The 21,726-nt window shown below is 72.4% G+C and carries 16 protein-coding genes and 1 pseudogene; 7 read left to right on the top strand and 10 right to left on the bottom strand.

The genetic code is table 11. The features are described from left to right. Positions 1–20: 20 nt before the first annotated feature. Both ACIP9H_RS30795 and ACIP9H_RS30790 read right to left on the bottom strand, forming a co-directional pair. Positions 21–845 (bottom strand): hypothetical protein, encoded by an 825-nt coding sequence (locus ACIP9H_RS30795; RefSeq protein ID WP_401962036.1) that lies wholly within the window; start codon positions 843–845, stop codon positions 21–23. Then, complete coding sequence (locus tag ACIP9H_RS30790; protein WP_401592045.1) at positions 823–1,356, bottom strand: SigE family RNA polymerase sigma factor; 534 nt, start codon at positions 1,354–1,356, stop codon at positions 823–825. Before ACIP9H_RS30790 ends, ACIP9H_RS30795 begins: the two co-directional genes overlap by 23 nt. A 1,053-nt stretch (positions 1,357–2,409) precedes the next feature. On the opposite strand from ACIP9H_RS30790, the gene ACIP9H_RS30785 reads away from it, so the two are divergent. Continuing rightward, positions 2,410–2,934 carry a TerD family protein gene (locus ACIP9H_RS30785; RefSeq protein WP_401962033.1) on the top strand — a complete coding sequence of 175 codons (525 nt, stop codon included), beginning with the start codon at positions 2,410–2,412 and terminating at the stop codon, positions 2,932–2,934. Between the two features lie 69 nt (positions 2,935–3,003). Here ACIP9H_RS30785 and gdhA read toward each other — a convergent pair whose 3' ends face one another. Next, positions 3,004–4,350 carry an NADP-specific glutamate dehydrogenase gene (gene gdhA, locus ACIP9H_RS30780; protein ID WP_401592041.1) on the bottom strand — a complete coding sequence of 449 codons (1,347 nt, stop codon included), beginning with the start codon at positions 4,348–4,350 and terminating at the stop codon, positions 3,004–3,006. A 142-nt stretch (positions 4,351–4,492) separates the two neighbouring features. Then, positions 4,493–5,233, bottom strand: a complete 741-nt coding sequence (locus tag ACIP9H_RS30775; RefSeq protein ID WP_401592039.1) for a sulfite exporter TauE/SafE family protein — start codon at positions 5,231–5,233, stop codon at positions 4,493–4,495. A gap of 577 nt (positions 5,234–5,810) precedes the next feature. Between ACIP9H_RS30775 and ACIP9H_RS30770 the strand changes: the two genes are divergently transcribed. From ACIP9H_RS30770 to ACIP9H_RS30760, 3 genes are all read left to right on the top strand, one after another. Next, positions 5,811–7,706, top strand: coding sequence for an N-acetylmuramoyl-L-alanine amidase (locus ACIP9H_RS30770; protein WP_401962029.1), 1,896 nt, complete (start codon positions 5,811–5,813; stop codon positions 7,704–7,706). A gap of 191 nt (positions 7,707–7,897) precedes the next feature. Beyond that, a complete protein-coding gene (locus tag ACIP9H_RS30765; protein ID WP_401962026.1) occupies positions 7,898–10,678 on the top strand; it encodes an AAA family ATPase in 2,781 nt (926 codons plus the stop codon). Positions 10,679–10,742: 64 nt separating this feature from the next. Further along, on the top strand, positions 10,743–13,523 hold the full coding sequence (locus tag ACIP9H_RS30760) for an AAA family ATPase (protein ID WP_401962023.1): 2,781 nt from the start codon (positions 10,743–10,745) through the stop codon (positions 13,521–13,523). Between the two features lie 73 nt (positions 13,524–13,596). On the opposite strand, the gene ACIP9H_RS30755 is transcribed toward ACIP9H_RS30760, so the two are convergent. From ACIP9H_RS30755 to ACIP9H_RS30730, 6 genes and pseudogenes are all read right to left on the bottom strand, one after another. Further along, on the bottom strand, positions 13,597–14,430 hold the full coding sequence (locus ACIP9H_RS30755; protein WP_401962020.1) for an alpha/beta fold hydrolase: 834 nt from the start codon (positions 14,428–14,430) through the stop codon (positions 13,597–13,599). Between the two features lie 37 nt (positions 14,431–14,467). Next, on the bottom strand, positions 14,468–14,944 hold the full coding sequence (locus ACIP9H_RS30750) for a cupin domain-containing protein (protein ID WP_401592029.1): 477 nt from the start codon (positions 14,942–14,944) through the stop codon (positions 14,468–14,470). Between the two features lie 2 nt (positions 14,945–14,946). Further along, positions 14,947–15,825: pseudogene (locus ACIP9H_RS30745) on the bottom strand (alpha/beta fold hydrolase). 142 nt (positions 15,826–15,967) lie between these two features. Then, entirely contained in the window at positions 15,968–16,774 is an 807-nt protein-coding gene (locus tag ACIP9H_RS30740; protein WP_401592025.1) for an SDR family NAD(P)-dependent oxidoreductase, read from the bottom strand. Further along, positions 16,771–17,580, bottom strand: a complete 810-nt coding sequence (locus ACIP9H_RS30735) for an alpha/beta hydrolase (protein WP_401592023.1) — start codon at positions 17,578–17,580, stop codon at positions 16,771–16,773. Before ACIP9H_RS30735 ends, ACIP9H_RS30740 begins: the two co-directional genes overlap by 4 nt. Positions 17,581–17,737: 157 nt before the next feature. Next, the gene (locus ACIP9H_RS30730) at positions 17,738–18,814 is read right to left on the bottom strand and encodes an MBL fold metallo-hydrolase (RefSeq protein WP_401962016.1); all 1,077 of its coding nucleotides are present in this window, start codon (positions 18,812–18,814) and stop codon (positions 17,738–17,740) included. Between the two features lie 319 nt (positions 18,815–19,133). Here ACIP9H_RS30730 and ACIP9H_RS30725 point away from each other — a divergent pair, with 319 nt between their 5' ends. From ACIP9H_RS30725 to ACIP9H_RS30715, 3 genes are all read left to right on the top strand, one after another. Continuing rightward, the gene (locus tag ACIP9H_RS30725) at positions 19,134–20,027 is read left to right on the top strand and encodes an alpha/beta fold hydrolase (RefSeq protein ID WP_401962013.1); all 894 of its coding nucleotides are present in this window, start codon (positions 19,134–19,136) and stop codon (positions 20,025–20,027) included. Between the two features lie 488 nt (positions 20,028–20,515). Next, positions 20,516–20,770: a type II toxin-antitoxin system VapB family antitoxin gene (locus tag ACIP9H_RS30720; RefSeq protein ID WP_360900680.1), complete on the top strand. Its 255-nt coding sequence runs from the start codon at positions 20,516–20,518 to the stop codon at positions 20,768–20,770. Next, the gene (locus tag ACIP9H_RS30715; protein ID WP_360900677.1) at positions 20,770–21,189 is read left to right on the top strand and encodes a PIN domain nuclease; all 420 of its coding nucleotides are present in this window, start codon (positions 20,770–20,772) and stop codon (positions 21,187–21,189) included. The genes ACIP9H_RS30720 and ACIP9H_RS30715 overlap by 1 nt, the downstream gene beginning before the upstream one ends. Positions 21,190–21,726: the final 537 nt, after the last annotated feature.

The following is a 21,726-nucleotide window of genomic DNA, read 5'->3' as shown; positions in this document are numbered from 1 at the left end:
GACGACGGGAGCCGGGGCCGTCAGCCCTGGTGGAACTGCGCCGTCTTGAAGGCCTTGGTGACCGCCGTGATGGTGGCCTGCGACGGCTCGCGCAGGCAGACGTTGACGTTGAGCATCAGCGGACGGTCCTTCTTCGTGGTGATGCCGCCCCACGCCTGCATCTCGGCGTCGCCGCCGAGGAGCTGGCAGCCCTTGCCGGGCGCGGACGGTTGCACGACATCGAAACCGGTCTTGCCGTCCCCCTTCGTGTACAGCGTCTTGTAGATGTAGATCAGCGCCGCGCCCTTGCGCAGCCGGTCGACCGGCGGGCAGGCCGAGTACCCCAGGTCGAGCGCGGGCTTGCAGGAGGGGCCCTGGCTCAGGGGCTGCTGCGACACGAAGCCGATCATCATCGCCTTCCCGTCGAGCATGGTGAAGCCCTTCCAGCCGGTCGGCAGTCGCAGCGTCAGGCCGTAGAGGTTCTTCAGTTCGACGGTCGTGGACGTGTCACGGCCAGGGCTGGGCGACCGCATGGACGTGGGTCCGTTCGCGGGCGTGCCCGTGGCCTCGGCCGTGGCCGTGGCGGTCCCCGCGGCGGCTGGGGTCGCGACGTCCTGCCGGTGCGGGTCGGCGCCGCCGGTCAGACCGGCCATCGTGAGCACCCCGGCACCGACGGCCGCCACCGTCGCCGTGGACAGCGCCGCCATCCTGCGCCGCCTGCGCCGCTGGACCCGGCGTCTGATCTGCGCCATCCGGTCGGTGGGGGCGAGGGGCTGCGGCACCGTCCGCTCCAGGAGCACGCTCAGCTCCCACTCGTCCTCGCCGCTCGGTTCGTGCTCGCGATCACGCGAAGTCCCGTTGTGCATGCCGCTCACCCCCTTCCGTCAGGCTGGGCACCGCCGCCAGTTCCTTGCGCAGCATGCCCAGCGCCTTGGCCGCCTGGCTCTTGACCGTGCCGGGCCGGCAGCCCAGCACCGCGGCGGTCTCCTCCACGCTCAGGTCCTCGAAGTAGCGGAGCACCACCACGGCCCGCTGCCGCGGCGGCAGCCGCCGTACGACAGCCGCCAGCGACTGCTCCAGGTCGACGGAGGCGAACGGGTCGCCCTCCGACGCCCCGGCGGGCACCTCGCCGTGCGGCACCTCCCCCCGCCAGCGCCGCTGCCACCACGACGAATGCGTGTTGACCAGCGCCTTGCGCACGTACGCCTCGGGGTTCTCGGAGGCTATCCCGCGCCATTTCGGCCAGACCTTCGCCAGCACCGTCTGCAGCAGGTCCTCCGCGAGGTGGGCGTCCCCCGTCAGCAGCCAGGCGACCCGGAGCAGCCTCGGCCCGCGCGCGGTGACGAACTCCTCGAAGTCCGGCGCCGCGTCCCTCACCGTGCTGTCCTCGCCATCGCATTCCTGTCCCTGAATCCGGCCTCACAACCGCCCAACCGGGTGGGGCGCCCGTTCGGTTGCCCCGGGGACGAAGATCGTTCGTTTTGCCTGGTCATTGCACTGCCCGCGACCAATCGTGGGCACTGCCCGCTTATGCGGTAGACGGTCAGGTATACGCCATGAACAAACCGGACATGTGGGTGGGCCCGCCGGACTCCGCGCCCGGCGGGGCGAGACACGCCGCCGGTTCCTGCCGCCGCCCCGGCGGCACCGGCGGCCCAACTGCCTGCCGTTCCAGGCCGCCGGAACCACCGTCCCGGAGGGGGACTCCTCGCCTCACGCAGCCGCAGCCGGGTGGGCGACCCGCCGCCCTGTGAAACACACCACACCGTCCGGCCCCACCTGCCGGTCCGCCCGGCTGGCCCCGGCAGCCTGTCGTTCGGGACCGCCGCCTGCCCTGGTCACGATGGACCGGCGGTCGCGGCCAGGCGGGGGGCCCGTACCGGAAGGCCACCGGCCCTGTGACGCAGGCCACGCCGTCCAACCCCCACGGGCCCGATCACCTGCCGGTCTGTCCGGCAGGCCCCGCCCGACCACCGTGGATGGGGGTGCTCGCCCCGTTCACCAGGGGGCTCCTCGCCTGGCGCAGCCGCGGCCGGGCCGACGGCACCGGGCGACCACCGCTCCTGTGACTCAGGCCCCGGCGCCGCTTGCCCGGTTCACCACGGGCCGGCAGTCGCACCGGAGGGCCACCGGCCCTGTGGCGCACGCCATGCTCCCCGGGGCCGCCGGCCCGCCCGAAGCGCCCCAGGAGCGGATTCGCGCCCAGGGCCCGGGCCGGGCGGCGGCACCGCGCATGCCGCCTGCCCCGGCGACCCGGGCGCGCGAGCTGACGTACCGTCAACATGCGTACGGCACAACCGAATCGCCCCCGCGCCGGAACCCCCTCGACGTCCTCACCAGGTGATCTTGTGATCCGGGGGCGTTCCGTCGGAGACTCGAACTCGGCGTCCCCGCCCGCCGATTCACCCCGCACCGACGGAGGAACACGCAGTGAGCACCCTCAACAAGGGCGTCAACAAGGTCGAGATCCGTCTCAAGTGGGATCCCAGCCCGCTCGGCTCCCCCGCCCACGACCTCGACATCGTCGCCGCCACCTACCTCGCCACGTCCCCGCACGGCAAACCGGCGTACCTCGTGCACTTCGACAGCCGCTCGCCGGACGGCACGATCACGCTCAACCGCGACAGCAAGAACGGCAAGGGACTGGGCGACGACGAGGTCATGACCCTCGAGTTCGACCGGCTCTCCCCCGCGTACGGCCGGGTCGTCGTCGGCATAGCCATCCAGCAGGGCGACGGCCGGATCACCTTCGGCGATGTCGCGGGCACCCGCGTGCGCGTCGTCGAGGGCTACGCCGACCTCGCGGCGTCCGACTTCTCCGAGGTCGCCGGCTCCACCGCGGCCGCCCTCGGCGAGTTCGTCCGGGCCGACTCGGGCGAGTGGCACTTCCACCCGGCCGTCCGCGGCTACGACACCGACCCCGGTTCCTTCGCCCGGGAGATGGGCACCTCCTGAGGTCCCGCCCTTCCCCGGACGTACGCGAAGGCCCGCCGTCACGGCGGGCCTTCGCGTCCCGGCGGAGCCTCAGACGACACCCTGCGCGGTCATCGCCTCGGCGACCCGCAGGAAGCCCTCGATGTTGGCGCCGAGCACGTAGTCGTCGCCGCTGCCGCCGTACGTCTCGGCGGTGGCCCGGCACTCGGCGTGCACGGACTGCATGACGGCGGCGAGCCGGGCCTCGGTCTGCGCGAACGTCCACACGTCGCGCGAGGCGTTCTGCTGCATCTCCAGCGCGGAGGTCGCGACTCCGCCCGCGTTGGCGGCCTTGCCCGGCCCGAAGAGCACGCCGGCCTCGCGGAAGGTCTCGATCGCCTCGGGCGTGCACGGCATGTTGGCGCCCTCGGCGACCGCCACGACACCGTTCTTGACCAGGGTGCCGGCGTCCTGCCCGGCCAGCTCGTTCTGCGTCGCGCAGGGCAGCGCCACGTCGCAGGGCACGTCGAAGACCGAACCGCGCTCCGAGTGGCGCGCCTTCGGCTTCGCCTCCGCGTACGCGGAGAGCCGGCCGCGGCGCACCTCCTTGACCTCCTTCAGCAGCTCCAGGTCGATGCCGTCCTCGTCGACGACATAGCCCGAGGAGTCCGAGCAGGCCACGACCGTGCCGCCGAGGGCGCGCACCTTCTCGATCGCGTACACCGCGACGTTGCCGGAACCGGAGACGACCACCTTGCGGCCCTCGAAGCCCTCGCCGCGCGTGGCCAGCATCTCCTTGGCGAAGAACACCGCGCCGTAGCCGGTGGCCTCGGTGCGCGCGTGCGAACCGCCCCAGCCGATGCCCTTGCCGGTCAGGACGCCCGCCTCGAAGCGGTTGGTGATCCGCTTGTACTGGCCGAAGAGGTAGCCGATCTCCCGGCCGCCGACGCCGATGTCCCCGGCGGGGACGTCGGTGTGCTCGCCCAGGTGACGGTAGAGCTCGGTCATGAACGACTGGCAGAAGCGCATGATCTCGCCCTCGGAGCGGCCCTTGGGGTCGAAGTCGGAGCCGCCCTTGCCGCCGCCGATCGCCAGGCCCGTGAGCGCGTTCTTGAAGATCTGCTCGAAGCCCAAAAACTTCACGATGCCGAGGTTCACGGTGGGGTGGAAGCGCAAGCCGCCCTTGTACGGGCCGAGCGCGCTGCTGAACTCCACCCGGAAGCCCCGGTTGACCTGCGGCCGGCCCTGGTCGTCCACCCACGGCACCCGGAAGATCACCTGCCGCTCCGGCTCGCACACCCGCTCCGCGATCCGTGCCTCCAGGTACTCCGGGTGCGCCTGCAGTGCCGGCGCCAGCGAGTGCAGCACCTCCCCCACCGCCTGATGGAACTCGGGCTCGCCGGCGTTGCGCCGGCAGACCTCCCCGTAGACGGCCTCGATGTGTGCACTGACGTTCATGCGCGCCTTCTCTCGTCTTGACTCCCGGCCGTGCCCCGCTCGTGCGGCGCGCGACCGGCCGTTGCCGTGTCAACGAGTACGGACGGACGAAGGCCATGTGTCAGCGGAGGGACAAGACCGGTCCCGGCGGCCGCGGACGGCTTCAGAGCGTGACGAGACGCACGGCCGCCAGCAGGGTGAGCACGACCGTGACGCGTTCGAAGACCTTCGGACTGATACGGCTGATCGTCGCCCGGCCCGCGGCGGCCCCCGCGAGGACGGCGGGAGCGGTGAGCGCGCCGAAGGCCAGCGTGGCGGGGGTGATCAGGCCGAGGCCGACGCTGAACGGCACCTTGAAGGCGTTCAGCAGCAGGAAGAACCACGCGCTGGTGCCGAGGAAGCCCAGCATCGGCAGCCCGACGGCCAGGAAGTACAGCGCCATGATCGGTCCCGCCGCGTTCGCCGTCATCGTGGCGAACCCGGCGAGCACCCCGGCACCCGCCGCGACGGCCCGGTGGTGCACCATCCGGTCCTCCGGCCCGCGGCGCCGGCTCCACCAGTGCACGGCGAGCATCAGCAGGAGCAGCGCCCCGATGAGCTCCCGCATCCGGGCGTCGTCGACCCGGCGCACCACCGCCGCGCCCAGCAGCACCCCCAGGACCACCCACGGGAACAGCCGCACCAGGCGGCCCCAGTCGGCGTGCCGCCGGTACGCCGCCACCGCCACCACGTCGCCGACCAGCAGCAGCGGCAGCAGCACCCCGGTCGAGAGCTTCGCCGGCAGCACGAGCGCGAACAGCGCCACGCCCACCGTCCCGGCCCCGGACACCCCGGTCTTGGAGTAGCCGACGAGAAAGAGCGCGAGCAGCGCCACCGCCCACTGGGCGGCGTCCAGTGACGGCATCAGGGCCGCCCGGTCGATATGCGGATCACCCGGTCTTCCTATCCGCCCGCCGCTGTGGCCCTCCGGGCGGGGTCCCTCCGGGGCACCTGGTGGACGCCTCGCCTTCACTGGGGCACACCAAGGTCTGGAGATGTTGTGAAACGTTGTGACCTGCCGGTAGCTTCGCCCGGACGCCGAGCACTCCCGTCAAATCGCCATCAAATACTGCACGTTACCGAGGCCAGAGCCCGCCGGGACAGGCCCGCGGACCCAACGGCCGTCCGGATCGCGGGATCGGTGCCTGTGCCAACGAAACAGTGTGCTTGAATGCTTCGCGTGCCGCCGACCGGCTCCCGCCGACCAGCACCATGACAACGGTGTCGGCCCGCCGGCACGACAAGAACTTCGTGCGCACTCCTCCCGCCCACGCCGATGTGCCGGAATCCGCACCGGATCACGGCCGTCCCGCGGCGCAGGCGGTGAGGTCGTGGCCGCACCTGGCACGGGATCAGACACCTGCCGGTCCCCGCGCCGTGTGTGCCGCGCGCCACACAGCAGTATCGGAAGGAATGCCTTGCACAAGCGAACAAGGAAGCGCGTGCTTCCGGCCGTCGTCGCCGGCGGAGCCCTGGCCGTGGGTGCCTTCGCACTCCTGCCCTCGACCGCGCTGGCCGGCACGTCCGCCCCCGCGCAGCACCGGTCCGCCACCCAGGCGGACTTCGAGGCCGCCGCGGCCGAGTACCAGGTGCCGGTGTCCGTGCTCCTCGGCGTGGCCCGCCAGGAGTCCGGCCTCCAGTCCCACCCCGGCTACAGCAACAACGCCGGGTGGGGACTGATGAACCTCACCGACGCGACGCTGGAGATGCTGCAGAAGGGCCCGTCGGGCATACCCGCCCACTCGGACCTCACCTCGGCTGCCAAGCACCCCGAGCTGCACACCCTGCTCACCGCCGCGAAGCTGACCGGTATCCCCGCCGACGACCTGCGGCACAACCGGCGGGACAACCTCCGGGGCGGCGCCGCCCTGCTGGCGTCGTACCAGAAGCAGCTGACCGGCGGGACGTCGGACAACCCGTCCGACTGGGCCGGGGCGGTCGCCAAGTACAGCCAGATGGCCAACGAGAAGGCCGCGCAGTCCTTCGTCTCCGACGTCTTCGCCTCGATCCGCTCCGGCGTCTCGGAGACGACCTCGGAGGGCCAGCGGGTCACCCTGGCGGCCGACCCGTCCGCCACCCCGGCCTCCGGGCAGCTGGCGAAGCTCAAGCTGGCCAAGGCAGTCGGTCCGGCCACGCCCGCCGAGTGCCCCAAGTCGATGGACTGCCAGTTCGTCCAGGCCTCGTCCACGGGTGTCCAGGTCTCCAACCGGCCCGCCAACGGCATCAAGCTCACGCAGATCGTCCTGCACACCACCGAGGGCTCCTACGACGCGGCCATCCGGACCTTCCAGGGCCCGAACGCCACCGCCGCGCACTACGTGATGCGCTCCTCGGACGGCGCGGTCACGCAGATGGTGTCGGACAAGGACGTCGCCTTCGGTGACGGCAACTACGACAGCAACCTGCACTCGATCCAGATCGAGCACGAGGGCTTCTCGGCCTTCGGCGCGCAGTGGTACACCGACGCCGTCTACCAGCAGACGGCCAAGCTGGTGAAGTACCTCGCCGAGCGGTACGACATCCCCCTGGACCGCCAGCACATCCTGGCCCACGACAACGTGCCCGGCGGCAAGACCGCCGACCTGGCCGGCATGCACTGGGACCAGGGCAACGAGTGGGACTGGACCCGCTTCATGAAGAAGCTCGGCGCCCCGTTCGACGACGGCACCAGCGGTGCCGGCCCGGTCGGCAGCGTCGTGACCATCGCCCCCACCTTCGCCAAGAACCTGCAGACGTTCACCGTCTGCCCGGCCGACGACCCCACGGGCGGCACCACCGAGTGCACCCCGAAGACGGTCCCGGCGAGCTCGCTCTTCGTGCACCAGGGCCCGAGCGAGGACTCCCCGCTCATTCTGGACGCGAACGTGCACCCCAGCGCCACCAGCGGCACGAACGACGTCAGCGACTGGAGCACCACGGTGCAGGCCGGCCAGCAGTTCGTCGTCGCCGACCAGCAGGGTGACTGGACCGCGATCTGGTTCGACGGCCAGAAGGGCTGGATCAGCAACCCCCAGGGCAGGAACACCGTCCCGACCACGGGTGTGCAGATCATCACCGCGGCCGGTGCGACCACCGCGCCGGTCTACGGCACGGCGTTCCCCGACCCGTCCGAGGTCCCGGCCGGCTGGGGCGCCGACCCGCAGAACCCGCTCACCGCGCCCAACTACGGCATCCCCGCGGGCCAGGCCTACGTCGCCGACCAGCCCCCGGTCAACGGCCAGGACTTCTTCCCGAGCCGCCAGGGCGTCGTCACCGGCGCGAAGCAGTACTACACGGTGCAGTTCAACCACCGGTACGTGTACGTGAACGCGGCCGACGTCACCGCCACCACGGCCTGACGCCCGCACCGCTGAACCACCGCAGGGCCCCTCGCACGGCGGCCGGCCTCCCCGGCCGCCCGCCGCCGGGGGGCCCTGCCGCGTCCCGCCGCGGGACGTGCCGGCAACCACCGTCATATGACGCTCGATTGCGTCGCCGTCGCGCGCCTAGCGTGTTCTCACGTCAGGAGCTCGATGAACAGGGGATTCCCATGGCGTGGCGCGGGGCTCGTTCCGCGACGGGGCGGACGATGGTCGGCCGCCCCGCCGAACGCGAGGCGATCGGACAGCTGCTCGAAGCGGTACGCGAGGGACTCAGCGGCGTCCTGGTGCTCGTGGGCGAGGCCGGGATCGGCAAGACGCGGCTGCTGGACCACGCGGCGGCCGAGGCCACCGGTGTCGCGCTGACCCGGCTGGTGGGCGTCGAAGCCGAGAAGCCCCTCGGCTACGGCGCGCTGCACCGGCTCCTGCGGCCACACCTCCACCGCACCGACCAGCTCCCCGCCCGGCAACAGGACGCCCTGAACGGCGCGTTCGGCCTGACCGACGCGCCGCACCCGGACCGGTACCTGGTCGGTCTGGCGACCCTGACCCTGCTGTCCGGCGCGGCGTCGGAGCTGCCGATGCTGTGCCTGATCGACGACGTGCACTGGCTCGACCCCGAGTCGGCCGCGACACTCGCATTCGTCGCCCGGCGGCTGCACGCCGACTCCCTGGGCCTGATCTTCGCCGCCAGGGACGACCTCGGCGACCGGGGGCTGTTCGACGCCCTGCCCTGGCTGCGGGTCGGCGGGCTGCCCGCCACCGACGCCCGGGAGGTGCTGACCCGTGCCGTCGCCGGGCACCTGGACCCGGCCGTCGCGGACCGGATCGTGACCGGCACCGGCGGCAATCCGCTGGCCCTCGGCGAACTGGCCGCGCACCTGGGCGCCGAGCAGCTGGCCGGGGTCGCGCCCCTGCCCGAGCCGCTGCCGGTGAGCAGGCTGCTGGAGGAGCACTTCCGGCAGTCCGTCGCCGCGCTGCCACCGCACACCCGGACGCTGCTCCTCCTCATGGCGGCGGCGCCGACCGACGACCTGGCGGTGGTCCGGCACGCGGCGGGCGCGCTGGGCCTGCCGGCCAGTGCCGCGGCCGCGGCCGTCGAGGCGGGCGTGCTGGAGCACGGGCCCGGCGCCGGGTTCCGGCATCCGCTGATCCGTTCCTCGGTCTACGCGGCGGCCTCGGGGGACGACCGGCGGCGGGTCCATGCCGCCCTCGAAGCGGCCAGCGACCCGGCCCGCGTCCCCGACCGGCGCGCCTGGCACCGCGCCGAGGCGGTCCTCGGCACCGACGACGCGGCCGCCGCGGACCTGGAGGCCGCGTCGGACCGCGCCCGGGCCAGGGGCGGCTACTCCGCCCAGGCGCTGTTCCTGTCCAGGGCGGCCGAACTCACCACCGAACCGGCCAGACGCGCCGAGCGCTACCTCGGCGCGGCCCAGGCCCATCTGGCCTCCGGCGACCACGCCGCCGTGCACCCCCTGCTCGACCTCGCCCTCCCCGCCCTCGACCGGCCCTCCGCCCGCGCCCTCGCGCTGCGGATCCGGGCCTCGGCCGAGCTCTTCGACACCCGCAACGACCGCGTCCCCGCCATGATGCTCGACGCCGTGGCCGAACTCGGCGACGCGGATCCCCGTATGACCCGGGAGCTGCTCTACGAGGCCATGCACGCCGCCGTCATCGCCCAGCACACCATGCACCGCACGACCTTGGCCGAGGTGGCCAAGGCCGTGATCGGCGCCTCCCACGACCAGGACGCCCCGGACTGGAGCCCCGACCGGCTGATCGAGGGCCTGGCCCTGCGTACCGCCTACGGCTACGAGAGCAGCGTCCCGGTGATCCAGGAGGCCCTGGCGAAGCTCCGCGCGTCGGCCGAACTCCACGACATGGCCAGCCCGCTCGCCATCATCGTGGGCCTCGCGGCGGGCGACGTGTGGGACATCGACGCGTACGCCGGGATCGCCGGCCGGCTCGCCGCCGAGAACCGTACCCAGGGAGCGCTGTACAGCCTCACCCTGTCCCTGACGGTCCAGGCGTACACCGAGATCTGGAACGGGCGGCTGACCGCGGCCGACGGTCTCCTCGCCGAGGCCGACGACTACGCCGCGGCCATCGGCCTGGCGACGCAGGGCGATCTCAACAAGGCCCTGCTCTACGCGTGGATGGGCAAGGAGAGCGAGGTGCGCGCCGTCACCGCGACGATGGACGCCGTCGCCGCGGCGTACGGACTCGGCATGCTGCGCCAACTGGCGCTCCACGCCCGGTGCGTTCTCGACCTGGGGACGGCGCGCTACGACGAGGCGCTGCGCCACGCACTGCCCGCCTACGAGGAGGACTTCCCGTCGGAGGGCAACCTCATGCTGCCGCTCCTCGTCGAGGCCGCCGTCCGCGCGGGCGACCGGCCCACGGCGGTCCTGGCGCTCCAGCGGCTCGAACACCGCGCGCGGCTGGCCGGAACGCCGTGGGCGCTGGGGCTGCTGGCCCGCTGCCGGGCCCTGACCGAGGAGGACGCGGAGGCCGAGAGATGGTACCGGGAGTCGATCGAGCTCCTGGGGAGCGTCCCCCTGGCCGCGGAACACGCCCGGTCACGGCTGCTGTTCGGCGAGTGGCTGCGGCGGCGCAAGCGCCGGTCCGAGGCCCGCGACCACCTGCGGGCCGCGTACGAGTCCTTCGACGCCTCGGGCGCGGCCCTGTTCGCCGAACGGGCCCGGATCGAGCTGCTCGCCACCGGTGAGAAGGCACGCCGGCGCGTACCGGAGACCAGGTCCGATCTCACGCCCCAGGAACGGCATGTGGCGCTGCTGGCCGCATCGGGACTGACCAACGCAGAGATCGCCTCCCGGCTGTTCATCACGACCTCGACGGTCGAGTTCCACCTGAACAAGGTGTTCCGCAAGCTCGGCATCACCTCGCGCCGGCGGATCGCCGCCGCGCTCGAAGGGCCGGCGACCGGCTGATCCCCGCCCGGCCGCGGCCGGGCGCAGGTGGACATGCGGCGCTGTCGACCGCATGATCGATTATGTGAGCACGACCAACGGCCCGGCGCGGGCCGACCGGCGTCTCGTCGGGCGCGACGACGAACTGCGATCCCTGTTCGGGCACCTTGACGCGGTCGATTCCGGAGGTCGTGCGATCGGGCTCTTCGGAGAGCCCGGGGTGGGCAAGAGCGCGCTGCAGGCGGAGGTCGTGGAGCACGCGCGAGCCACCGGGTTCACCGTGCTCACCGCGCGGGGCAGCCAGTCCGAGACGCACCTGCCGTTCGCCGGCCTCCATCAACTGCTGCGGCCCCTGCTCTCCCGCGCCGACCGGCTGCCGGCCCTGCAGCGCCACGCCCTGCTCGTCTGCTTCGCCATGAGCGACGCGATCCAGGTGCACCCGTTCTTCGCCTTCCTGGCGGTCCTGGAACTGCTTGTCGACGCGGCGGCGGACAGTCCGGTCCTGGTCTGCCTCGACGACCTCCACTGGATGGACCAGCCGTCGATCGACGCCCTGGCCTTCGTCTGCCGCCGGATCACCGGTGAGCGGGTGATCGTGCTGTGCACGTCGCGGCCCGAGGCCCTGCCGTTCACCGACCCCCACACGATCGAGTGGACGGAACTCCAGGGCATCGACGACGCCGCGTCGGCCGAGTTGCTGGACGGGCGGGCGCCGCAGCTGCTGGCGGCCGTGCGCGAGCGCGTACTGCGGCAGGCGCGCGGCAATCCGCTCGCCCTGGTCGAGTTCGCGGGCGCGCTGGAGTCCGGGCGGTACGCGTGGACCGAGTTCGACGAGGACCTGCCCATGACCACCCGCCTGGAGCGGGCGTTCGCCACACGGGCCGAGCACCTCGACCCGGCCGTCCGCGCCGTCCTGACCGTCGCCGCGGTGGACGACGGCGACGACCTCGGCGACGTCCTCGCCGCGGCGGGCATCCTCCACGGTTCGCCGGTCGACCTCGGCAGGGCGCAACCGGCCTTCGAGCACGGCCTCCTGACCGTGACCGGCGAGCGGTACCGCATCGCCCACCCGCTGGTCGGTTCGGCCCTCCGGCAGGGCATGCCGCCGGCCGCGCGCCGGGAGGCGCACGCCGCGCTCGCGCGCGTCCTCACCGGTCATCCGGACCGCGCGGTGTGGCACCGGGCCTCCGCGGTGTCGGGCCGTGACGAACCGATCGCCGCCGAGCTGGAACAGGCCGCCGGGAACGCCCAGCGCCGCGGTGCGATCGCCTCGGCCGCCGCATGGCTCGAACGGGCGGCCGCCCTGAGCCCGGACCCGCGGTCGCAGGCCGCACGCCTGCTCGGCGCCGCCGAACTCGGCTTCCAGCTCGGCCGGTTCAGCCACGTCGAGCAGATCAAGGCCCAGGTCGCGGGGATGACGCTCCGGCACCGCGACCGGTCGCGGCTGGCGTGGCTCGAAGGCGTCTTCCACGACGGCTCCACGGGTGAACCCGCGGAAGTGCGCCACCTGGTGGCCCTGGCCGGGCACGCCACCGGCGAGCAGGACGCCGACCTCGCCATGCAGCTGCTGGTCGGCGCGGCCCGCAGAGTGTGGTGGCGCGATCCCGGTCCGGCGGTGCGGCACGAGATCGTCCGGGCCGCGGAGCAGGTGAACCTGCCGGCCCACGACCCGCGGCTGCTGGCCCTGCACGCGCTGTGCGGCTTCCACGAACGGACGCCGATGGTGGTCGAGCAGCTCGCCCGGTGGCCGGCCGACGCCGACGGGGAGCCGGAACTCGCCGGCCTGCTGGGCATCGCCGCGTTCTGCACCGGCGATTTCCGCCACGCCGTCGGCTTCCTGTCCACCCCCGTCCGGGAACTCCGCGCCCAGGGCCGCATGAGCCTGCTCGCCGAAGCGCTCGCGATACGGGCCTGGGCCGAGGTCTACCTCGGGGTCTTCGACCCGGCGCGCTCCGCCGACGAGGCCGTGCGGCTCGCCGACGAGACCGGCCAGTCGCTGTGGGCCGCGACCGCGCGCATCGCCGTGGCCCTGATCGACGCCGTGCGCGAGGGCTGGGACACCCGCCACGCCTTGCTCTCCGAGGCCGAGCACGTGGCCCTGCGCACCCCGAACGCCGCGTCGTCCCTGCTCGCCGGCGTACAGCTGGCCTGCGGCACCGCCGAGTTGGGCGCGAACCGGCACGAGCAGGCGTACGGCGAACTGCACCGCGTCTTCGAGCCCGCCGACCCCGCGTTCCAGCGGATGCAGCAGGTGTGGACGCTCGGCTACCTGGCCGACGCCGCCGTCCGCACCGATCGGCGGGCCGAGGCGAGAACCGCGCTGGCCTCCATCGAACGGCTCGTGGGCGACGCCCCTCCCACGGGGGCGGCCATCGCCCTGGAGTACACGAGGGCGGTGCTGGCCGACCGCGCGTCGGCCGAGTCGCTGTTCCGGGCCGCCAGGGACGGCGCTGCCTCCCAACTGCCCTGGCACTGCGCCCGTATCGACCTGGCGCACGGCTCGTGGCTGCGCCGGCAGCGACGTGTCCTGGAGTCCCGCGGGCCGCTGCGGGCGGCACGGTCGGCGTTCGACGCCGTCGGTGCCCGCACCTGGGCGAACCTCGCCGACCAGGAGCTGCGGGCGACGGGCGAGCGCGGGTGGCAGCCCACGTCGGACCCGCGCGAACTGCTCTCGCCGCAGGAGACCCAGATCGCCGAGCTGGCCGCGCAGGGGTTGTCCAACCGCGAGATAGGGCAGCGGCTGTTCCTGTCGCACCGCACGGTCAGCTCGCACCTGTACCGCATCTTCCCCAAGCTCGGCATCGCCTCCCGTGGCCAGCTGGCCGCCGCGCTGACCCGCCACGGCGATCGGCCCCCGGCCGGTTGACGCCCGCCGCCCGGCGGCGGGACCGCGCGGTGCCGCGCGGTCCCGCCGTTCACCGCCCACCGGTGCCTGCCGGTCAGTCGGTGGCCCGGGCGGCCGCCTCGACGAGGTCCGCGACGGCTCCCGGGTGGGAGACCGACACGGCGTGCGAGGCGCCCCGTACCGTCACGGTGTGGGAGTGGGCGCGCTGGGCCATGGCCCGCTCGGCGGCCGGCGGGATGGCCTGGTCGGCGTCGGCGACCAGGTACCACGACGGGATGGTCCGCCAGGCCGGCGCGCTGCTGGGCGCGGCCAGCGCGCCCACGGCCACCGGGCGCTGCGCGGCCGCCATCAGGCGGGTCTCGCGGGCCGGCACGTCCGCCGCGAAGACCTTCCGGAAGGCGGCGGGGTCGATGTAGGCGTCCTGGCCGCCGCCGGGGAACGGCCGCACCACCAGGGACGGCGGCAGCTGGCTGCCCGGGTACTCGCTCGTGATCCCCAGGGCGCTCTCGCCCTGGTCGGGCGCGAAGGCGGCGATGTAGACCAGGGCCTTGACGTTGGCGTGGCCCGCGGCGGCATCGGTGATGACGGCGCCGCCGTAGGAGTGCCCGACCAGGACGACCGGTCCGGGGATGCTGTCGAGGACGCTGGAGACGTAGGCCACGTCACCGGCCAGGTCGCGCAGCGGGTTCGCCGCGGCGAGGACGGGGTAGCCCTCGCGCTCCAGCCGGGTCACGACGCCGTTCCAGCTGGAGGAGTCGGCGAAGGCGCCGTGCACCAGGACGACCGTCGGCTTGGCCGTGTGCGCGGCGACGGGTGCCGGGGCGGAGAAGTGCGGCACGGCCTCGGAGCTCGCCGGGACGGCGAGCAGGGCCGCGGCCACCAGCGCGGGGATCAGCACGCTCCGGCGTCGCAGCAGGGTGTTCTTCATGTCAACCTTCCTTGCGTACTCAGTCATTGATGGAGCGTCAGAGCGTGGGCGGCGGCCCGGTGACGCGCAGCTTGAACGCCTCGGCCGAGCCCACGATCGAGCCCAGGTCGAAGGCCGGCGGAATGTCCCGGGCGTCGGTCACCGGCACACCGTTGGACCTGAACCACTCCTCGATGCCGGCCGGGCTGAAGACGACGGCGAGCCGCGCGCCCTCGGAACGGACCAGGTAGCTGTGCGGCACACCGCGCGGGCCGAAGGCGACCTGCCCGGGGGTCAGGTCGTGGCGCTTGTCACCGACAAAGAAGGAGACCTCGCCGTCCAGCACGAACCAGAGCTCTTCCTCGTTCTCGTGCACGTGGTGCGGCGGCGCATGGCCTATCGGGTCGGAGAACTCCATCACGCTCATCGCGTCGCCGGTCGCCCGGCCCGGGAGCAGGATCCTGGCCTGCCCGCCGAGGAACCAGAACGGCTCGGTGTCGGAGGTGGCCTCGAAGCCGGGGAAACTCTTGATCACGATCACTTCTCCAGGTGCGGGGCGGGACGGCCGAGGAAGCCGAGCAGCATGGCGGTCAGTTCCTCGGGGTGTTCTTCGTAGATCCAGTGACCGGAGTTCGCGATGGTCACCCCGGTGACGTCGGAGGCGTACTTCTCCGCCTGCTTGCCCTCGGCGTCGCCGAGGCTGCCGGAGGCGCCGATGGCGAGCACGGGCATCCGCAGCGGGGTCTTCGCGAACTCCTCGTTGTCGTGGATGTCCTGCGGGAAGACGCGGAACCAGGCGAGGCTCGCCTTGAGGTGGGCGGGATCGCGCAGGTAGTGCGCGAACACCCGGATGTCGGCCGGGCTCACCGCTCCCGGGACGCCCTCGAACCCGCCGATGAAGCCGGCGGTCCAGGCGACCTCCCGGCCCCTGATCATGTTCTCCGGCAGGCCGTCGGTCAGGTTGAAGAACCCGAAGTTCCAGACGCCGGGACCCTGTTCGGTCAGCGAGGGGATCGTGTAGATGCCCTTGTCCGGGATCGGCGCCTCGCTGAGGACCAGCTTCCTCACCGTCGCCGGGTACTGCGCGGCGTAGGAGTAGGCGACCATCGTGCCGATGTCGTGACCGACGATCCGCACGTCGCCGGCCTTGCCGAGCGACACCAGCAGCGCGTGCAGCTCGGCGGCCATCGTCTTCTTGTCCTAGCCGGAGGGCGGGGCGTCGCTCTGCCCGGCGCCGGGCAGATCGGGGGCGATGACCGTGTAGTGCTGGGCGAGGGCGGGCATGATGCCGTGCCACTCGTACCAGGTCTGCGGGTAGCCGTGGAGGAGCAGCAACGTCGGCCCGTGGCCGCCGATGACGTAGTGCAGGCCGATGCCGGCGACGCGGGTCTTGTGCTCGCTGAACCCGGCGGGCATCCGCTCGCCGGCGGACGAGGCCGACGCGGGGGCCGCGTTCATGGTGAACGTGGTCACCCCCAGGGCGACGGCCACGGCGAGGGCCGCGCCGGCCAGCCGGCGGTTTCGGGGCAGGTGGAATCTCACTCGGGCTCCAGAATCATCAGAGGGTGTCCGTCATGCCGCCGTCGATGAGGAAGTCGGCGCCGGTGACGTTGCCCGACCGCCGGCCGGCCAGGAACACGACCAGGTCGGCCACTTCGGAGGGCAGCGTGAACCGCCCGGTGACCGCCTCGGCCGCGGCGGTGTCGGCGACGGCGTGCGGATCCAGGCCCAGGCTCGCTCCGACGGTCGCGGCCACCCCGTCCGCACCCCGCCACAGCGCGGTCTCGACCGGCCCCGGGCTCACCGAGTTGACCCGCACGCCCTGCGGACCCACCTGCTTCGACAGGGCCTTGCAGAAGCTGGACAGCGCGGCCTTGGCGGCGCTGTAGTCGATGACCAGCGGATCGGGCAGCCGGGCGTTGACCGAGGAGACGGTGACGATCCGGCCGTCCCCGGTGTCGACGAGATGCGGCAGCGCGCTGCGGGTGGCGCGCACCGCGGCCATGAAGTTGACCGTGAACGTCCAGTCCCAGTCGGCGTCGGTCATGGCCAGGAAGCCCTCGACCCGCGGCCGCACCGCGCCGACGTTGTTCACCAGGACGTCGAGCCCGCCGTGCAGTTCCACCGCGGCGGCCACCAGCGCGGCCGGGCCGTCGGGAGTGGCCAGGTCGACCTCGACGACGGTGAGCTCCGCCCCCTGCTTGATCAGGTCGTCGAGTTCCTCCGTGCGCTTCCTGGTCCCGGCGACGACCCGGGCCCCCGCCCTGAGCAGGCCCTGCGTGATCGCCAGGCCGATGCCCCGGCCGGCGCCGGTGACCACCGCCCGCTGCCCCTCCAGGCCGAGGTCGTGGGAAGGAGCGGTCACCGCGAGCCCTCCAGGCCCTGCCGCCGCAGCCAGGACAGCGCCTCGTCCGCGACCTCGCGCCAGCCGCTGTCGACGGTCAGCGAGTGCCCGCGGTCGGGGAAGGTCATGAAGTCGGTGACGGCCTCGGAGTGCCGGTACTGCTTGAGCGTCGCACGGGTGACGGCCTCGGGGACGGTGTGGTCCTTGCCGCCGGACATCAGCAGCAGCGGGCCGCGCCCGGAGTTCTCGGTGTCGACCTTGGCCGGCGAATGCGGGTTGAAGTTCGCCGCGGCGGCCTCGAACAGCGGCTTGCCCGGCGCGGGAATGGTCCACTGCGCGAACAGGGCGTCCGACTCCTCCTCGCTCACGGCGTTGCCGAACGCGAAGCGGAACTGCTCGGCGCTCAGGGACACCGCGCGGTGCTTGTTCGCCGGGTTCTTGAAGACCGGCAGCGTCGACCGCAGCGCCGACAGCGGCAGCGGCAGGACCCCCTTGATCTGCGCCGCGTCGATCGCCACCGCGGCCGCGGCCAGCTCCTGGCCGAGCAGCTTCTGCGCGATCATGCCGCCGAAGGAGTGCCCGATGAGGATGGGCAGCGTGTCCAGGCCGCGGATGATCGACGCGTAGTGCTCGACGACGTCGTCGATGCCGTGGTCGGCGATGCTCTCGGGGTTCTGCCGCGCCTCCTCCACGGTCTCGGGGTCGCCGGGCCAGCCGGGCGCGGACGGGGCGTAGCCCTCGGCGCCGAACAGGTCGATCCACGGCTGCCAGGACGTGCTGTGCAGCCACAGGCCGTGGATGAAGAGGACGGGTGTGGGGCTGGTCATGGCCGTAGGGCCTTTCTCGCGAGCGGAAACGATGGGTGGGCGGCCCGGTCGGGACCGGGCGGAGGATCAGGAGCGAGGGTCACAGCCGGAGTCGGGGGCCGGCGCCAGGGGCCGGCGCCAGGGGCCGGAGGCAGGGGCCGGAGGCAGGGGCCGGCGTTCAGGGGCGGGTGCCGAACGGGCCCAGCGTCCCGGCGTCGATGCGGAAGGACTCGACCAGGGCCGCCGCGTTGTCGAGCGTGAACACGTCCGCGGCCGCGAGGACCCCGGTGTACTTCGCGGCGACCGGTGCGGCGGCCTGCGCCGCCACCGCGTCGAGATAGGTCTTGAAGATCGCCCACGAGTTGCCCAGCGGGCCGTACTTGTCGAAGTAGGGCGTGGGGTCCAGGTTCATGGCGGCCCGGGTGGAGGCTTCGAGGTCGGCCATGTAGGCGCGCTGGAGGTCGCCGTCCGCGCGTACGCCGAGCCGGCCGAGGTGGCCGCCGACCAGGGTCCGCCACGGGTACCCCATGGCGATGTCCTGCGCCCGCAGCCAGGCCGGGATGTCCTGGGAGACCGCGAGGTTCTTGAACGGCACCCAGCCCGGGTACAGGATGTCGACGACCATCAGCGTCCGGTGCTCTGGCGCGTGGATGAAGATGTTGTCCGGGGAGTGGTTCGGGCCGTGGTAGGCCAACTCCAGCCGCTCCCCGCCGACATGCAGCGTGTAGCGGTCCTCGAAGGTGACGGTCGGCGCCGGGCGGTTCGGGTCGGCGGCGCGCAGCAGCAGGCGCCGGCACTCGGCGTGTCCGATGCGCACGACGTCCTTGCCGAAGATCGACGAGGCACCCACGTGGTCGGCGTGCGAGTGCGAGTGGACGAGGTGGGTCACCTTCGCCGGACGGCCGTTGGCCCGGGTCACGTCCGCGATCGCCCGCAGCAGGTTGTGGCCGATGGTCGGAGGGGCGTCGACCAGGACGACGCCGTCCCGGGTACTGAGGAACATCGCCTGGTAGAAGCCGTCGGTCACCCAGTAGAGGTTTCCGTCGATCCGGCCCACGAAGTAGCCCGCGTCGTTGAGTTCCGGCCCGGTCGCGGCGGGCGGGACGGGCGCGAAATCAGGAAGCCCGGGGGTCTCGGCCGCGACGGCGGCCGCGCTCCCCAGAACCCCGCCGGCCAGGGCGGCGGCGGGCAGCGCGGCCGCCGTGCGCAGCAGGGACCGGCGGTTCGCCGCGGCATCCCAGATTGTCGTCTTCAAGACCGGCCTTTCAGGATCAGGCGATCGCGGCGGACGTCTCCCCGGCCGGGCCTGGGCTCGGCCTGGACATCGATGTCAGCGGAGTTCCTCGCGATCATGGGCACGACCTTCAGGACACCACCGGGCCCGGTCTGTTCGAACCGGGGAAAGACCCCTGTCCCGGAACACCCCGGCCGCCCGGCACGGCCTGGGGACCGGCCCCGGTGCGAAGCCGGGGTGCGCCGTGCTGAAGTCCCCTCCGTGGCGCACCCGGAGCGACGGGAGACGGGCGACAACCGGACCGGGTCCCGGGGCCCCACCCCGAGGAGGAGACCAGACCATGCCGCCCACCGGCTCCGCCCTGACGGACCACCGAGGTGAACCGCTGGCGCACGGCCGCACGTCGGTCAACGGCGTCACCCTGCACCATGCGACCGGCGGGACCGGAGAACCGGTGATCCTCCTGCACGGCGTCCCCAAGACGATGTTCTACTGGCGCCGCCTCGTCCCGCTCCTGACACCCCAACACACGGTCGTGGCCGTCGACATCCGCGGCTTCGGCGACTCCGACCGGCCCGTCGGGGGGTACGACACCCGGACGATGGCCGACGACGTCGCCGCGCTCGCGAGCGACTTCGGCTTCGACACGTTCCGCGTGGTGGGCGAGGACTGGGGAGCCAACATCGCCTACGCGACGGCCGCGTTCCACCGCGCACGGGTCACGCAGCTGGTCTTCCAGGAGACCCGCCTCCCGGGCCTCCCGGTCGCGGCGTCCGACCTGCCGGAACGGCCCGACGACCCCCGGAACAACTGGCACCGCGCCTTCTTCGGCCTGCCGCACTACCCGGAGTTCCTGCTCGCCGGGAAGGAACGCGCCTTCTGGACCTACTTCATGAAGCGCACGATGGGGAACCCCGCGGCCGTGTCCGATGCCGACCTGGAAGAACTGATCGGCTGGGTCACCCAGCCCGGCGCGACCCACGCGATCCTCGCGCTGTACCGGTCCACGCAGCTCGACGCGGCGCAGAACCAGCCCCACTACGACGACCCGATCACCTGCCCGGTGCTCGCCGTCGGCGCGCAGTCCTACTTCGGCGACGAGGTCGGACGGCAGATGAGCCAGGTCGCGACGGACGTGCGCAGCGTGGTGATCGGCGGCGCGGGCCACAACATCGCCCTGGAGCAGCCCGCGCGCCTGGCGGAGGCGTACCTGGAGTTCTTCGGCACGCGATGACCCGCCGCCGGACCCGGTACCCGGGCGCGATCGCCCCGAGGGGGCAAACGGCCTGGTCCCGGGAGCCGTGCCGCATCCGCTCTCGGGACCGAACCCGAGACCTACGCATGACGAGACCGTGAGGGATCGCGTTACGTGGTGCCGGGCCGTGCTGCCTGGTGCCGTTCTACCTGATCAGAGCACCTGCGGCAGTTTGGCATGCGCTGCCCTGTGTTGCACTGTCCACAGGCATCTGTCCCAAAGGCATCTGTCCACCGGCTGTCCACCGACAAGGCCGCTTAGCCGCCTGCCTCCCACCACCCCATCGCACAGGGGCGGAGCCCGGCATGAGGACGGCTGTCCATTTCCCACAAGGGGCGACCGCGCGGTACGTCACCGTGAGCGCCACAGCCTCCATCCATGACAGAAGCTCCGACAGAAACGATATCTTTCATCGTCGACGACTGGTATCATTTCGCTGGAAGAAGCACCTCCGAGAGGATCACCACATGGCCAGGACCGTCATCGACCTCGATGAAGACATGGTCACCGAGGCCATGCGCATCTTCGGGACCAAAACGAAAGCCAAAGCCGTCCGCCTCGCCATGGAAGACGCCGTCAAGAGACACCTGCGGCAGGAGGGCTTCGACGCCATGGAGGCCGGCGAGTTCGACTTCAGCGAGATCATCGAGAACACCGGGCCCCGTAACGCAGACGGCTCCCTCAAGCACAACGGCGACCGCGACGGAGGCCGGGCCGCCTGATGCAGGATCGCTACCTGATCGACAAGTCCGCCCTCGCCCGCTGGACGAAGCCGAGCGTCAAGGAGGTACTCAAGCCTCTGCACGAGCGCTACCTCCTCGCCGTATGCCAGCCCACCGAGTTCGAGATGATCCACTCCGCCCGGGACAGCTCGGAAGCAACACGGATCAGCACCTGGCTTCACGCCTTCGACTACCTCCGCGCCGACGACCACACCTTCGCCCGCGCCCTCGAGATCCAGCGCCATGCCCTCAACTCAGGCTTCCACCGCGCTCTGTCCCTCCCCGATCTGCTGATCGCCGCCACAGCGGAACTGAACCGGCGAACAGTCCTCCACTACGACGGAGACTTCGACATGATCGCCTCCCTCACCGGCCAGCCCGCCGAATGGGTCGTCCCGCCCGGCAGCGCCGACGGATGACCACCTCGGCCTTCCCCACCCCCGACGATCTGCTGGTATCCCTCATCGAGCAGCCGCTGGAGGCTGGCAGCCGGCCTGCGTCGGCGCGCTTGGCGCCCTGTGCGGCCTGGCTCTGCTCGGATCCCTGCGGGTTCTTGGGCGGGCCCGCCGAGGCAACCTCGTCGAACTGACCCCCGCCGCCTTCTTCTGCGGCCGGTGGATTTCGCCTTCGCCTCCGGGGCAGCAGAAGCCATCTGACGGAGAGTCATGCACATCTGTCCACCGGTCGTCCACCAGAGGTGTTCACGCCGACGCCACCCCTTGCCGGCAGCTGAAAGACCAGGTCAGCGATCCAGGGCGGCTTCGCCGACAGCCGCCAGGCGGGTAGATGGGCCGCCTCACGCCAATCCCGCGGGCAATAGCCGTTGCGGTGGTCGACGCGTTCGTCGCTGACCTGCCCGGATTCGGCGTTGCAGAGGGCATCGGCCTCCGCGGACATGAGCGCGTCGGCGAAGGGTCTTGACCATCGCGCGCAGCAGATCGGGACTCGCCGCAGCG

This window comes from Streptomyces sp. NPDC088732 (genome assembly GCF_044751205.1).
GTDB lineage: Bacteria > Actinomycetota > Actinomycetes > Streptomycetales > Streptomycetaceae > Actinacidiphila.
This window is presented reverse-complemented; position numbering and strand designations above follow the sequence as displayed.

Bases quoted from the DNA above. Each gene is read 5' to 3' on its own strand.
- ACIP9H_RS30795 (WP_401962036.1), bottom strand. From the start codon at position 845: ATGCACAACGGGACTTCGCGTGATCGCGAGCACGAACCGAGCGGCGAG.
- gdhA (WP_401592041.1), bottom strand. From the start codon at position 4,350: ATGAACGTCAGTGCACACATCGAGGCCGTCTACGGGGAGGTCTGCCGG.
- ACIP9H_RS30775 (WP_401592039.1), bottom strand. From the start codon at position 5,233: ATGCCGTCACTGGACGCCGCCCAGTGGGCGGTGGCGCTGCTCGCGCTC.
- ACIP9H_RS30765 (WP_401962026.1), top strand. From the start codon at position 7,898: ATGGCGTGGCGCGGGGCTCGTTCCGCGACGGGGCGGACGATGGTCGGC.
- ACIP9H_RS30755 (WP_401962020.1), bottom strand. From the start codon at position 14,430: ATGAAGAACACCCTGCTGCGACGCCGGAGCGTGCTGATCCCCGCGCTG.
- ACIP9H_RS30735 (WP_401592023.1), bottom strand. From the start codon at position 17,580: ATGACCAGCCCCACACCCGTCCTCTTCATCCACGGCCTGTGGCTGCAC.
- ACIP9H_RS30725 (WP_401962013.1), top strand. From the start codon at position 19,134: ATGCCGCCCACCGGCTCCGCCCTGACGGACCACCGAGGTGAACCGCTG.
- ACIP9H_RS30720 (WP_360900680.1), top strand. From the start codon at position 20,516: ATGGCCAGGACCGTCATCGACCTCGATGAAGACATGGTCACCGAGGCC.
- ACIP9H_RS30715 (WP_360900677.1), top strand. From the start codon at position 20,770: ATGCAGGATCGCTACCTGATCGACAAGTCCGCCCTCGCCCGCTGGACG.